15 protein-coding genes and 1 riboswitch are annotated in these 12,741 nt (G+C 63.4%); of the genes, 7 read left to right on the top strand and 8 right to left on the bottom strand.

Features of this window, described 5'->3' with window-relative positions; genetic code table 11:
* The first annotated feature begins 3 nt into the window (after positions 1 to 3).
* Positions 4 to 882, top strand: a complete 879-nt coding sequence (locus ONG87_RS17065; protein ID WP_122475180.1) for an acyltransferase — start codon at positions 4 to 6, stop codon at positions 880 to 882.
* A 55-nt stretch (positions 883 to 937) separates the two neighbouring features.
* On the opposite strand, the gene ONG87_RS17070 is transcribed toward ONG87_RS17065, so the two are convergent.
* From ONG87_RS17070 to ONG87_RS17080, 3 genes are all read right to left on the bottom strand, one after another.
* The gene (locus tag ONG87_RS17070; protein ID WP_122475182.1) at positions 938 to 1,636 is read right to left on the bottom strand and encodes an OmpA family protein; all 699 of its coding nucleotides are present in this window, start codon (positions 1,634 to 1,636) and stop codon (positions 938 to 940) included.
* A gap of 144 nt (positions 1,637 to 1,780) precedes the next feature.
* The gene (locus ONG87_RS17075; RefSeq protein ID WP_264381719.1) at positions 1,781 to 3,655 is read right to left on the bottom strand and encodes a DUF1302 domain-containing protein; all 1,875 of its coding nucleotides are present in this window, start codon (positions 3,653 to 3,655) and stop codon (positions 1,781 to 1,783) included.
* 112 nt (positions 3,656 to 3,767) lie between these two features.
* On the bottom strand, positions 3,768 to 4,397 hold the full coding sequence (locus ONG87_RS17080; protein ID WP_264381720.1) for a LysE family translocator: 630 nt from the start codon (positions 4,395 to 4,397) through the stop codon (positions 3,768 to 3,770).
* Positions 4,398 to 4,544: 147 nt separating this feature from the next.
* Here ONG87_RS17080 and ONG87_RS17085 point away from each other — a divergent pair, with 147 nt between their 5' ends.
* The 3 genes from ONG87_RS17085 to ONG87_RS17095 all read left to right on the top strand — a co-directional run bounded on the left by ONG87_RS17085 (position 4,545) and on the right by ONG87_RS17095 (position 7,383).
* Positions 4,545 to 5,504 carry a 2-hydroxyacid dehydrogenase gene (locus ONG87_RS17085; protein WP_264381721.1) on the top strand — a complete coding sequence of 320 codons (960 nt, stop codon included), beginning with the start codon at positions 4,545 to 4,547 and terminating at the stop codon, positions 5,502 to 5,504.
* A 48-nt stretch (positions 5,505 to 5,552) separates the two neighbouring features.
* On the top strand, positions 5,553 to 6,548 hold the full coding sequence (locus tag ONG87_RS17090) for a class I SAM-dependent methyltransferase (protein ID WP_264381722.1): 996 nt from the start codon (positions 5,553 to 5,555) through the stop codon (positions 6,546 to 6,548).
* A gap of 42 nt (positions 6,549 to 6,590) precedes the next feature.
* Positions 6,591 to 6,775: riboswitch (yybP-ykoY riboswitch) on the top strand.
* Between the two features lie 23 nt (positions 6,776 to 6,798).
* Positions 6,799 to 7,383: a TMEM165/GDT1 family protein gene (locus tag ONG87_RS17095; protein WP_122475190.1), complete on the top strand. Its 585-nt coding sequence runs from the start codon at positions 6,799 to 6,801 to the stop codon at positions 7,381 to 7,383.
* A 94-nt stretch (positions 7,384 to 7,477) separates the two neighbouring features.
* Here ONG87_RS17095 and ONG87_RS17100 read toward each other — a convergent pair whose 3' ends face one another.
* From ONG87_RS17100 to ONG87_RS17115, 4 genes are all read right to left on the bottom strand, one after another.
* The gene (locus tag ONG87_RS17100) at positions 7,478 to 8,299 is read right to left on the bottom strand and encodes a M48 family metallopeptidase (protein WP_192102619.1); all 822 of its coding nucleotides are present in this window, start codon (positions 8,297 to 8,299) and stop codon (positions 7,478 to 7,480) included.
* A 188-nt stretch (positions 8,300 to 8,487) separates the two neighbouring features.
* Entirely contained in the window at positions 8,488 to 9,108 is a 621-nt protein-coding gene (locus ONG87_RS17105; protein ID WP_264381723.1) for an SOS response-associated peptidase, read from the bottom strand.
* A 21-nt stretch (positions 9,109 to 9,129) separates the two neighbouring features.
* Complete coding sequence (locus tag ONG87_RS17110) at positions 9,130 to 9,390, bottom strand: DUF2007 domain-containing protein (RefSeq protein WP_122475195.1); 261 nt, start codon at positions 9,388 to 9,390, stop codon at positions 9,130 to 9,132.
* Positions 9,390 to 9,572, bottom strand: coding sequence for a CPXCG motif-containing cysteine-rich protein (locus tag ONG87_RS17115; RefSeq protein ID WP_122475196.1), 183 nt, complete (start codon positions 9,570 to 9,572; stop codon positions 9,390 to 9,392). The genes ONG87_RS17110 and ONG87_RS17115 overlap by 1 nt, the downstream gene beginning before the upstream one ends.
* Positions 9,573 to 9,702: 130 nt before the next feature.
* On the opposite strand from ONG87_RS17115, the gene ONG87_RS17120 reads away from it, so the two are divergent.
* Positions 9,703 to 10,869 carry a 1-acyl-sn-glycerol-3-phosphate acyltransferase gene (locus ONG87_RS17120; RefSeq protein ID WP_185795018.1) on the top strand — a complete coding sequence of 389 codons (1,167 nt, stop codon included), beginning with the start codon at positions 9,703 to 9,705 and terminating at the stop codon, positions 10,867 to 10,869.
* A gap of 122 nt (positions 10,870 to 10,991) precedes the next feature.
* A complete protein-coding gene (locus tag ONG87_RS17125) occupies positions 10,992 to 11,198 on the top strand; it encodes a hypothetical protein (RefSeq protein WP_192054690.1) in 207 nt (68 codons plus the stop codon).
* 76 nt (positions 11,199 to 11,274) lie between these two features.
* Here ONG87_RS17125 and ONG87_RS17130 read toward each other — a convergent pair whose 3' ends face one another.
* Positions 11,275 to 11,868: a YajG family lipoprotein gene (locus ONG87_RS17130; protein ID WP_122475200.1), complete on the bottom strand. Its 594-nt coding sequence runs from the start codon at positions 11,866 to 11,868 to the stop codon at positions 11,275 to 11,277.
* A gap of 180 nt (positions 11,869 to 12,048) precedes the next feature.
* Between ONG87_RS17130 and ONG87_RS17135 the strand changes: the two genes are divergently transcribed.
* A complete protein-coding gene (locus tag ONG87_RS17135; protein WP_122475201.1) occupies positions 12,049 to 12,282 on the top strand; it encodes a hypothetical protein in 234 nt (77 codons plus the stop codon).
* Positions 12,283 to 12,741: the final 459 nt, after the last annotated feature.

The following is a 12,741-nucleotide window of genomic DNA, read 5'->3' on the forward strand; positions in this document are numbered from 1 at the left end:
CTCTTGAAAACGCTTACCGGCCTGTGCGCCGCGCTGCTGCTGGCGCTGAACACCCTCGTTTGCTGCACGCCGCTTTTCATCGTCAGCCTGATCAAGCTGTGCCTGCCGTTCGCGGCGGCGCAGCGTGTGACCGACGAACTGATGCGCCACATCCACGAAGCCTGGATCAGCAACAACAAGGCCTGGATGAACCTGCTCGGCGGTATCGGCTGGAAAGTCGAGGGCTTGCAAGGCCTGGACTACCAGCACTCCTACCTGGTGACCAGCAACCACCAGAGCTGGGTCGATATCCTGGTGCTGCAATACGTGCTGAACCGGCGCATTCGCCCGCTGAAGTTCTTCCTCAAGCGCGAGCTCATCTGGGTGCCGGTCATTGGCCTGGCCTGGTGGGCGCTCGGCTTCCCGTTCATGAAACGCTACTCCAAGGCCTATCTGGCCAGGCATCCGGAAAAGAAAGGCGAAGACCTGCTCACCACGCGCCGCGCCTGCGCCAAGTTTCGCGGCAAGCCGACCGCCATCTTCAACTTCGCCGAAGGCACGCGCTTCACCCCGGCCAAGCACGCGGCCCAGGCATCACCGTTTCGCCATCTGCTCAAGCCCAAGGCCGGTGGCATTGCTTTCGTGCTCGATGCCATGGGCGAGCAACTGCAGTCGATGGTCAACGTGACGGTGTTCTATCCCAAGGGCGCCCCCGGGTTCTGGGATCTACTGTGCGGTCGGGTAGGCGAGATCCATGTGCTATTCGAAGAGCTGCCGATTCCGGCGCAATTCATCGGTCACAGCTACGATCAGGACGACGAGTACCGGGCTCGTTTTCAGGCATGGGTCAACGCGTTGTGGACGCAGAAGGACGCGACGCTCGAGCGACTCGAGACACACTGATCACCCATGAAAAATCCCGCTGCCAGAGCGGGATTTTTCATGGCCGAAGCAGTGATTACTGCTGCGGGTATTGCTGGCCTGGAATCGGCTTGAGGTTGACTTCGACACGGCGGTTCTGGGCGCGGCCGTTGGCGTCGGCATTGCTGGCGATCGGCTGGTCGGGACCTGCGCCGCGGACCGACAGGCGCGAGCCATCGACACCCTGGGAGGTCAGGTAGTTGCTGACCGCCTGGGCGCGTTGCAGCGACAGGTCCATGTTGTGCTGGCGGCTGCCGGTGCTGTCGGTGTAGCCGACGATCTCGATGTTGTTCTCGTTGAACTGCTTGAACGAATTGCCCAGGTTGTTCAATGGCGAGTAGAAGCTGCTGGAGATGTTCGACGAGTCGGTGGCGAAGGTGATGTTGCCAGGCATGATCAGTTTGATCTGATCGCCCTGGCGCTGCACTTCGACCCCGGTGTTGGCCATGCTTTCACGCAGCGCGGCTTCCTGGCGGTCGGCGTAGTAGCCATAGCCTGCCGAAGCGGCACCCGCCACGGCAGCGCCGATCAAGGCACCCTTGCCGCGGTTGTTGTGGTCGATGGCGGCACCGGCCACGGCACCGGCCAGTGCACCCAGCCCGCCATACTTGGCGGTCTTGCTGATGCCCGACGAACCCTGGGCCTGGCCCTGGTTTTCATACGGATTCTGCGACGCGCACCCGGACAACAGGGCGATGGCAGCGGCGGCAGTGATCAAGCGACGCGAGGTAAACATGGGCAACTCCTACTACAAGGCGGAAATCTGCAAAACAGAATGCGGCGGGTCATGGACCTCTGACTGCTTTGGACGGCAAAACCCGGGAAAGATTCCCCAGACCGGGCCGACCAGGCTCGACGCCAGCGGCTTGCACAGTGCCGCTTAAAAATGCACGCCGAAGCTGAGTTCGACGAAGTCGCGGTCATCCACCGTGGTGTACTTGCCGTCGAAGAAGTTGGTGTACGACAGGCTCGCCGTGTAGGTGTTCTGGTACTCGGCGTCGAGCCCGAGGCTGACCGCCTTGCGACCTTCCTCGAAATTGCCGCCGGGGCTTGGCGAATAGCCGGACACATCGTGCGACCACGCCACGCTGGGGCGCAGGTCGATCCCAGGGAGCACACTGTTGTAGTCCCAGATGGCGCGGGCGCGATAGCCCCATGAAGTGCTGGTGGTGAAGCCGCCATCGGTGCAGTTGCGCGACAGATTACGGGTCGAGGCACCGGGACCCGCAGCGGCCAGGGTACCGGTGTTGAGGAGCGTTGCGCAGGTGTCCAGGCCATTGGTGGCGGGCAACGCACCGGGACCATGCACCGCGTCGCGACCGTAGCGCCTGCGCGAACTGCTCTCCAGGCCACCGACATGGGTAACGCCCACCTCGCCCACCACGGTCAACCGATCTGCGCCCATGACCTGATCGAAGAAATGCGTCAGGGTGGTCTGCAGCTGGGTGATTTCCTTGCGGCGGTAGCCCTTCAAGTCCTGGCCGGGCGTGCCGTCGAGCAGCGACGCATTGCTGTAGGTGCCGCCCAGCGGGCGAACACCGGCATAGAGAATGTCGGTGGTGTTGAGCTGCACGGGTGCATTGGGCCGGTAGCTGACTTCGCCACTCCAGGCAGTGCCGGTAGGCAGCGTGGTGGAAAAGCTCAGCCCGTAAAGACGAATGTCTTCGGGGTAGTCGTAGAAGTAGCTGGAATTGCCGGCCACCAGCAACGGCGCCAAAGCCCCGGCGCGCGACGCTGATGCATAGGTCGCGGTCGATGCGCCGGTGGCGTTGAACAGCGGCAGGCGGCTGTGGTAATTCATGAAGTAGGCACCGAACTCGGTGTCCAAAGGGTCGTAGTTGTAGTGCAGCGCCACGCCGAACTGGCCACTGTCGCGCGCATCGCGGTCCGCACCGCGGCGCACCAGCACCCCCTCTTCGTTGACATTCACACCGGCAGCGGCAAGCGCTGGAAGATCAGCGGCAGGCAGGCCCGAGCGCTTGCTCAGCAGGCGCAGATTGTCGCTGCAGCCATCGGCGGCAACGTCTGCCCGGGCGAAGAACGTGCCGCAGTTGTCAGCCACCGTCTGGTCCCATTCGAGCTGGTAGAAGGCCTCGGCCGAGAGGTTGTCGGTCAGGCTCTGCGAGACGTAGAACAGATTGACCGGGACCAGCCCTTCCTTGATCTCGGCACCGGGTCGGCGCAAGGCCGAGACGTCGATCGGGTTGAGGGCATTGATGCCATTCTGGATGAAGGTGCTCTCGCCCCAACTGACCACCTGCTTGCCCAGGCGAACGCCGCCTGGCTGATCGGCGATGGCGTAGTTGTGGTAGACGAACGCGTCGAGAAGCTGTGCGCCGGAGGACTGCGCGGCCTCCTTGCGATGGACGTCGCTGATGTCCTTGAAGGGACGGCCTTCGTCCTTGAGTTCGAAGTCGTACCAGTACTTGCCGCGAATGAAGACGCCGCTGTCGCCGTATTTCAGTTCCAGGTCGTGCAGCCCCTTGAAGACCTTTGAAAAGGTTTCGCCCTTTTTGAAGTTCAAGCGACCGTCGTCGGCGGTCTGCGACAGGCCCGAGCCACCATTGTTGGCGCCGATCAGGTTGCGGTTCGCCCCGGCCGTGGACCAGCTGGCGCCGACCGACAGCGCGGTATCGAACTGACCCTCGATTTCGCCGATGTTGAAGCTGACGGCAAGCGCCGGCCCGGCAAGCGTCGCCAGACCAACTGCCAGGGGTAATCTGGCCCGGCGACAGGACAGGTGTACTGAGTTCATCGACGCTGATCCATGTTCCGCTGTTCTCTGTTCGTTAGGGTGCTGGCAAGGGGCACTGCGCCGCCATTATAGCCAGCCAGAAGCGCTATCCGACGCCAGCGCGCGGCAGGTTTCAGCGTATTTCACTCAGGGCGATCTTCACCCCCAGCGCCACCAGCACCACGCCCATGGCGCGGTCGAACCAATGGCCCATGCGCGCGAAGCCTTCGCGCACCCGGCGCTGGCTGAACAGCATGGCGACCAGGCAGAACCACAGCGCCGTGGCCAGCGCCAGGTACACGCCGTAACCGGCCTGCACCGGCAGCGGCGTGTGCGGACTGATGACCACGGTAAACAGGGAAAGAAAGAACAAGGTGGCCTTGGGGTTCAGGCCATTGGTCATGAACCCGGCCACATACGCGCCCTTGGGCGTGCGCTGGACCGGCGCCGCGCTGCTGGCCTGCACGTCGACCGCGGCCGGCTTGGCGCGCAGGGCCTTGAAACCGATGTAGAGCAGGTACGCCGCAGCGGCCCACTTCAGCACATTGAACAGCACGATGGACTGGGACACGATCAGGCCGATCCCCAGCAGTGAATAGCTCACGTGGACGAAGATCGCCGTGCCCACCCCCAGCGCGGTCCACAGACCGGCCCGGCGCCCGTGGCTGACGCTTTCGCGCACCACCACCGCAAAATCCGGACCCGGGCTGGCCACCGCCAGCAAGTGGATGAAGGCAACGGTGAGAAATTCGGTCCAGTACATGACGGCAGGCTCCAGGCGCGGCAGATGCAAACACGGTGATTGCAAAAAACAGCCCCGGACGCTACCTCAGGTCAGCAGGCCAGGGCCACAAGATTTTCATCCAGCAGCTATGGTAGAACATCCACATCCCCTTCAAGAGGTTCACCCATGCCCGCTACCCGTGCCGCCTTCCTCGACTACAGCTCCCTGGACCTGGGTGACCTGGACCCTGCCGCGCTCAAGGCCTGCTTCGAAGACCTGCAGTTCTACCCCAGCACGACGCCTGCGCAACTGCCCGAGCGCCTGCGCGGCCTGAACGTGGTCATCAGCAACAAGATCGCCCTGGATGCCGCGACCCTGCAGGCCTGCCCGGACCTCAAGCTGGTACTGGTGTCGGCCACGGGCACCAACAACGTCGACCTTGCGGCCGCGCGCAAACTGGGTATCACCGTGTGCAACTGCCAGGGCTACGGCACCCCATCGGTGGCCCAGCACACCTTGATGCTGTTGCTCGCCCTGGCGACCCGACTGCCCGACTATCAGCGCGCCATCGCAGCCGGCAAATGGCAGCAAGCCAAGCAGTTCTGCCTGCTGGATTTCCCCATCGTCGAACTGGAGGGCAAGACCCTCGGCCTGCTGGGCCATGGCGAGCTGGGCGGCGCGGTTGCCAGGCTGGCCGAAGCCTTCGGCATGCGCGTGCTGTCGGGGCAGATTCCCGGCCGCCCGGCACGCGCAGATCGCCTGCCGCTGCATGAACTGCTGCCGCAGATCGACGCGCTGACCCTGCACTGCCCGCTCAACGAGCACACCCGACACATGATCGGCGCACCCGAACTGGCGCTGCTCAAGCCCGGCGCCTTCGTGGTCAACACCGCGCGCGGCGGCATCATCGACGAGCAGGCCCTGGCCGATGCCTTGCGTCGTGGCCACCTGGGCGGTGCGGCCACCGACGTGCTCAGCGTCGAGCCACCGGTAGACGGCACCCCCCTGTTGGCCGACGACATCCCACGCCTGATCATTACCCCGCACAGTGCCTGGGGCAGTGTCGAGGCGCGCCAGCGCATCATTGGCCAACTGGCGGAAAATGCCACGGCCTTCTTCGCTGGCCAGCCCATCCGCAGCGTCTGAAACCGGCCCTGGTCTGCTAGAATCCGCGCTTTTGCCAGGAGCCCTCCCATGGACCCGCGCAGTGAAGTGCTGCTTCGTCAGGCCAACTTGTTTCAAGGTCAACTGCTGCTGGCCGGGCTGCCTGCCGACGACCTCTTCGGCCAGTTGCCGAACGCCGCCGGCTGGTGCTGGCATGCCGGCGACCAGGCAGCGCTGGACGCGCGCTTCGAGGGTCGCAGCCATTTCGGCGTCAACGTCCCCGAGACGCCGTTCGATGGCGCGGTGTTGTTCCTGCCCAAGTCCCGCGACCTGACCAGCTACCTGCTCAATGCCCTGGCCGCTCGGTTGCAGGGGCGTGAGCTGTACCTGGTAGGCGAGAAGCGTGGCGGCATCGAGGGCGCGGCGAAGCTGCTGCATGCCTTCGGCAAGCCGCGCAAGCTGGACAGCGCACGGCATTGCCAGCTGTGGCAGGTGACTGTCGACCAGGCACCAGCGGCCGTGGACCTGGAAAGCCTGGCGCAGCGCTATGAGCTGGAGATCGCCGGTGAGCCGTTGACCGTGATCAGCCTGCCGGGGGTATTCAGCCATGGTCGGCTGGACCGTGGTACCGAACTGCTGCTCGATCACATCGGTGGCCTTCCTCGCGGCCATCTGCTGGACTTCGGCTGCGGCGCCGGCGTGGTCGGCGCCAGTCTCAAGCGGCGCTACCCGGACAACCAGCTGACCTTGCTCGATGTCGATGCCTTCGCCACCGCCAGCAGCCGTCTGACCCTGACGGCCAACGGGCTGGATGCCGATGTCATTACCGGTGACGGTATCGACGCCGCGCCGCTGCATCTGGATGCCATCATCAGCAATCCACCGTTCCATGCCGGGGTGCACACCAGTTACCACGCCGCAGAGAATCTGCTGGAAAAATCCAGCCAACATCTGAAAAAAGGCGGCGAACTTCGCTTGGTTGCCAATAGTTTCCTGCGTTATCAACCGCTGATCGAGGGCGCTTTCGGGCGCTGCCAGACGCTGTCCGAGGGGCGCGGCTTCAAGGTCTATCGTGCCATCAAATAGCCAAATCTTCGCTTGCCCTATCGTGATTGCCTAGGCAGAATCCGCACCGTCCTAGGGGAGTAGTCTCCCGCGAGCGCCAGCTCGCATGGCACGCGTCAACATACTTGGCCCTCAGGCCATGGCGCGTGCGACCCAGCGGCCGCACAGACGGCCCGGGTTTGACAAGACCTATGACACGCACACCTTACCCGGGGCGGGGAGGCTGTTCGTGTCATAGCCGTGTCGACCCGCCCCCATAGGAACGCTCCTGATGTTGGAATCCCTGCTTGTCCCTACCGGGCTGGTGGCCTTGGCCGAAATTGGCGACAAGACCCAGTTGCTCGCGCTGATCCTTGCGGCACGCTTTCGCAAGCCCTGGCCGATCATCGCCGGCATCGTCGCCGCAACCCTGGCCAACCATGCGGCGGCAGGTGCAGTGGGCGCCTGGTTCAGCGGCTTCTTCTCCGACGCCGCCCTGCACTGGATCCTGGCGGCAAGCTTCGCCGCGACCGCTCTGTGGACCCTGATACCGGACAAGATCGACGACGACGAAGCCAACACCGCGCGGCGCTACGGGCCGTTCATGACCACGCTGATCGCGTTTTTCATTGCCGAGATCGGCGACAAGACCCAGGTTGCGACGGTGATGCTGGCAGCGCAGTACCCGCACTTGCTGATGGTCATCATCGGCACCACGCTGGGCATGTTGATTGCCAATGTACCGGTGGTACTAGCGGGCAATTTTGCCGCCGACAAGCTGCCGCTGACGCTGATCCGCCGGCTGGCCTCGGGGGCGTTTTTCATTCTGGCGTTCGTTGCGGTGTATCAGGCGATGAAGGTCAGCGGCTGGGTGTAGCTTAGCGGTGCGGCCTTCGCGGGCAGAGACCCGCTCCCACAGAAGATCTACTGTGGGAGCGGGTCTCTGCCCGCGAATCAGGCGCCGCGGTCCATCAGGATTTCTTCGCCTGCTCGTACAACGGCATGACTTTGGGAATGGCCGCCTGCAGTGACGATATCCGGCTGGCTGAAGCCGGGTGTGTGCTCATGAATTCCGGTGGCGAATTGCTGCCTGCTGCTGCCGTCATCTTGTTCCACAGGGTGATGGCGGCATTGGGGTCGTACCCTGCCCGCGCCGCCAGCTCCAGCCCGAACAGGTCGGCTTCGTTCTCGTTGCTGCGGCTGTTGGGCAAGGTCAGGCTGTAGTTGACCACGGTATCGGCCAGCTTCAGGCTGTCTTCGCCCAGCCCCAGCAGCGCCCCTGCCCCGTTGCGGGCCATCTGGATGCCGTAGGCCTTGGACATCGACTCGCGGCCGTGCTCACGCAAGGCATGCGCGATTTCATGGCCCATCACGGCGGCGATCTCATCGTCGGTGAGTTTCAGTTTGTCGATCAGGCCGGTGTAGAAAATGATCTTGCCGCCGGGACCGCAGTTGGCGTTGAGCTCGTCGCTCTTGATCAGGTTCACTTCCCATTGCCACTGTGCCGAATCCGGGCGCAGCTTGGGCGCCTGGGCGATCAGCCGATCGGCGATCGCCTGGACGCGCTTGGCTTCGGCGCTGGTCTTGTCGAGCACGCCCTTGCCACTGGCTTCGGTCAAGGTCTGCTGGTAGGACTGGGCGTACATCTTGTTCACCTCATCGGTGGACAGCATGCTGAACATGTATTGCTTGCGCTCCACACCCACAGCGCCCGAGCTGGTGGTGTTGACGGCCTGACAACCGGCCAGCAGAAGGCTGACGGCCAAGGTGGCCGGAATGAAGAACTTGCCCATTGGGACTCTCCTGGGAAACCTGGCGGGTATCCTACACGGTGAGTATCGGACACGACACCTGCGCAAGCAGTCCGCCCGATGCACCGCGGTGCCCGTTTCGCGGCCACGGACCGCTCCTACAGTTGCACCGCGCGAACCCGTAGGAGCGTTCCGTGGCCGCGAACAGGCGACGTGGTCTGTGCAAAGACTCACGCCGGGGTCAGGCACTCCGGGGCATTGAGTTTGGGGTCGTTGACCAGATTGGCCAGTGGACGCTCGCGCAGGGCGGCCTGAGGTGCGGCGAGCAGCGACTGCAGGGCAGCCAAGGGGGTTTCCGGGTCCAGCCAGGCTGCCTGCCCGGCGGCATCGAGGATCAACGGCCGGCGCTGGCTCATGGCCGGCTGAGTCACCACTGCAGTGCTCAACCAGACTTGCTCCTGCACCGGATAGGCTTCCCAGATACCCGCGAAAAACAATGAAGAACCCTCCCCTGGCGTCAGCCAGAAAGGCCGCTTGCGCACATTGCCCCGCCACTCGTAGAAGCCGTTGGCCGGAATCAGGCAACGCCGCAGACGCAAGGCCTCGCGAAACATCGGCTGCTCGGCCACCGTCTCGGCACGCGCATGGGCGGGGGTTCGCGACAGATCGGTCAGCCACGGCGGGGTCAGCCCCCAACGAGCCTTGGCCAGGGTCGAGCGGTCTCCCTCCCGACGCTGGATCAGCACCGAATCACCCGGGGAAATATTCCACTGCGCCTGCTGGCCTTCGGGAAAGCCCTCCTGTGCGGCGAAACCGGGTGACCAGCGAAACAAGGCAAAACGTCCACACATCAGGCAAAAACTCTTGAGGGGTCAGCACAGCAGAACCCCGGGAAAACTGTCGGGCTCGTCGCCCGACATGGGCAGCGCGGCATTGTACTCACCGATCAACTGCCGTGCGTAATCGGCCTGCTCGTCGGCCACCAGCAAACCCAGCAGGCCCATCGCGGGCAGGTCGCCCATGCCGCCAACCAGATCCCGGCCAGCCAGATGCACACCTACACCTTCGTTCTCCAGCATGCCCAAAAGCATCTGCGCTTCGAGCAGGCTTGCAGGCTCGTAGATGCGCTGCATCACTCGTTCTCGCTGCGCACGTGCAGCGACCATTGCTCGCCGTCGGTGTGCAACGCGAACACGATGGGGCGGCAGCACACCGGGCAGTCTTCTATATAGTGCTGATCGCCACCCGACAGGTCGAGCACCGCTTCGGCCGGCTCTCCGCAATAGGGGCAATCGTAATCTTGGGTTTCCAGCATCGCGGCCTCCACGGCTCACTTGTGCGTATAATCGCCACTCTGTTTGCAGGCCGTTGGCTACATGGGCCCCTACCCTTTGCCCACAACCTTGCGCCTGTACCTTTACCTTAGCCGTTTCCAACAAGAGAGCATGATGGGCGAATTCGATGCCATCCGACCGTACGACGACGCCGAAGTACCTGCCGTTCTGGCACGGCTGCTCAGCGACCCGGCATTTCTGGATATCCTCACCCACTTCCGCTTCCCGCGTCAGGCCAAGACCTTTGGCTGGTTGCTCAAGCCGTTGATCGCACGGCGCCTGCGCCGCGAGTTCAAGGATGTCAACAACGTCGCCACCCTGCAGGACAAGGTCGAGTTCTACGTCGACCACACCATCGACCGCGCCACCGACGGTGTGACCTACACCGGTGTCGAGCAGTTCAAGTCCGGCAGTGCGTACCTGTTCCTGGCCAACCATCGCGATATCGTCATGGACCCGGCGTTCGTCAACTACGCCGTGTACCACGCAGGCCTGCCGACGCCGCGCATTGCCATCGGCGACAATCTGCTGCAGAAGCCTTTCGTCAGCGACCTGATGCGCCTGAACAAAAGCTTCATCGTTCATCGCTCGCTGGTTGGGCGGCGTGAAAAGCTGGCGTCCTACCAGCTGCTCTCGGCCTACATCAACCACTCGATCCGCCACGACTGCGCCTCGATCTGGATTGCCCAGGCCGAAGGCCGCGCCAAGGACGGCGACGACCGCACCGACTCGGCGATCCTCAAGATGTTTCACATGAGCCGCAAGGATGAGCCTTTCGGCGAAACCATCAAGGCGCTGAACCTGACGCCGGTGTCGATCAGCTACGAATACGACCCCTGCGATCAGGCCAAGGCGCGCGAGCTGTACATCCGTGCAACCAAGGGCGCCTACAACAAGGCACCTGGCGAAGACGACGTCAGCATTGCCCAGGGCATTACCGGCTACAAGGGCCGCGTGCACATCAACTTTGCCTCGCCCATCACCGAGTCGTTCGAAGACACCAAGCAGCTGGCCATGGAGATCGATCGGCAGATCCTGGGCGGCTATCGCCTGTTCCCGGTGCACTACCTGGCCTACGCGCAGTGGGCGGATGCCGACCCCGAGCTGCAGGTACCTGTGGCAGCCGATGTATTTCCGGCCGCCGAGCTGGAAAAGGCGCGTGCCGAATGGCTGCGACGGCTGCGCGAGTGCCCGGTGGAACAACGACCGTTCCTGGTGGTGCAATACGCCACGCCGGTGCGCAACCAGTATCGCGTCAAGGCAGGGCTGCCGCTCTAGGGTCACTCTGGGGCATGGGGTGTCATGCGGCCGTCATGGGTCTGTCATGCGCCCTTCATGCACCCTTCATACAAAACAGGCATCGTGTTGCACCCTCACCCAACACGCTTCGGATGCCCATCATGCTGCACGCCCTGAACCAGGATCGTCTCTACCACATTACCGCCAGCGACGAGCAGGAAGCCCTGATCGACGCCCTGGCGTTCAATGTCCAGGACCGACAGTGGCTGGTGTATTGCGCCTTAGGCGGTCATCAGCACGGTGACTGGCCCGATCTGGACCTGGGCACGGGCATCAGCGTGCTCGACTTCCACCTGCAGGCGGCCTGAAGCCTGCACGCAGCCGAATCCGGCCCATGAAAAAGCCCGCGAACATCGCGGGCTTTTTCATGGCTGGCAGAGGCTGTCAGAAATTGCTCTGGGACAGGGTCTGGCCGATGGTGGCGTCCTTGAACACGCGCGTCAGCGCATCGCTCAGCACATCGCTGACCAGCTTGGTGTTGGTTTCCTGGTTCGGCGCCATGCCGAAACGCTGGTTCAAGGAAGCGCCATAGCGGCCGCTGTAGTGGCGGCCACCGTTGGTCACGTCGGCCTTGAACGTGGCGCCGATGTTGGCCTCGGTGACGTACATCTTGTCCTTGGGCGACTGGTACTTGAGCTCGGCCAGGGTGATGGTCAACGTGGGTGCGCTGCCGTTGTTGCCGGTGGGCGTGAAGCCGAGCAGGCGCACGGCCGCTTCGGCCTGGGCCTGCAGCTTGGGCAGCACGTCGTTGGCGGCAACGCTGACCGCGCTGGTTTCCGGATACAGGCCGCCACGGGTGCCCAGGGTCGGCGAAGGTCGACCGTCGACCACACGCACGGCCACTGCCTGGCCCTGGCCTACGGCGGCGAACTGCGAGGTCAGGCGCGGCTGCGGGCTGAGTTGTTGCGGGCTGTTGGCACAACCGACCAACGTCAGACTGGTCACAGCGATCATAGCGAACAACAGGCGGTGCAACATGCGCATCTCTCCGGCAACGGGCAGTGGATAAGTCGCGAGTATAGCGGGGCCTGCGGGCAATGGACCAGCCATGAAACGCGTGCAGGCCAGTGCGGTGCGGTCCGTGTCATCAGCCTGTCACCGTCGGCGGGCAGTATCGCGTCTACAGTCCACTGCACGCCACCACACGGAGAATCGCTCATGGGTTTTCTCAAGTCTCTGTTCAGCGCCAGCCAGCCCTACCGTTGCTACGTCGCGCTCGACCAGCAGGGCCTGTGCCGCGCCTTCAAGCAGTGCCAACAGGCGCCCGTCGGCGAGGGTTGGGTCGAGGTTGGCGATATTCGCCCACAATGGCTGGGCCAGCCATTGCCTGCCCATGCCCGCGTCAGCTCCCGTGCCACGGGGGCTGGCGGGATTCGGGCCGTGCACGCCTGACCGGCCGGTCACCAAAAGCCTGTAAATAACGATCAACTCGCCGCGTTTCATCGCTATAATCTTCCCCCGATTATAAGGACGTCTCCTGATCGGGCCTCGCAGCACTGCCAACACACTCGTCTTGGCCTCCGCACCGCCCACAGAGAGCCGCCCACGCAGGTCACGCGCTGGCGTTTCCATTCGCTCGTGCCACCCTGCCGCTGCCGATCCTCCAAGCAGCCTTCTTGAGGTTCACGACTCCAAAAGAGCGTGAAATAAACGGGTTTCACAACTTCACAAGAGTGTGGCGAGCAAATGAAAAGTCTTGGATCTGTACCAGCACTATCTGCGTCCCGAACAGCCCAACGAGGAAGGATCGAACGCTTCGCATGATGGCTCCAGTTCGCTGAACGCACGTATCAACCATGGTCCTATGGCGTTGGCGGGCCGAACGTGAGTTCATGGGCAATGCCCGGCAGA

Source organism: Pseudomonas sp. MM227 (genome assembly GCF_947090715.1).
In the GTDB taxonomy this organism is placed as follows: domain Bacteria; phylum Pseudomonadota; class Gammaproteobacteria; order Pseudomonadales; family Pseudomonadaceae; genus Aquipseudomonas; species Aquipseudomonas baltica.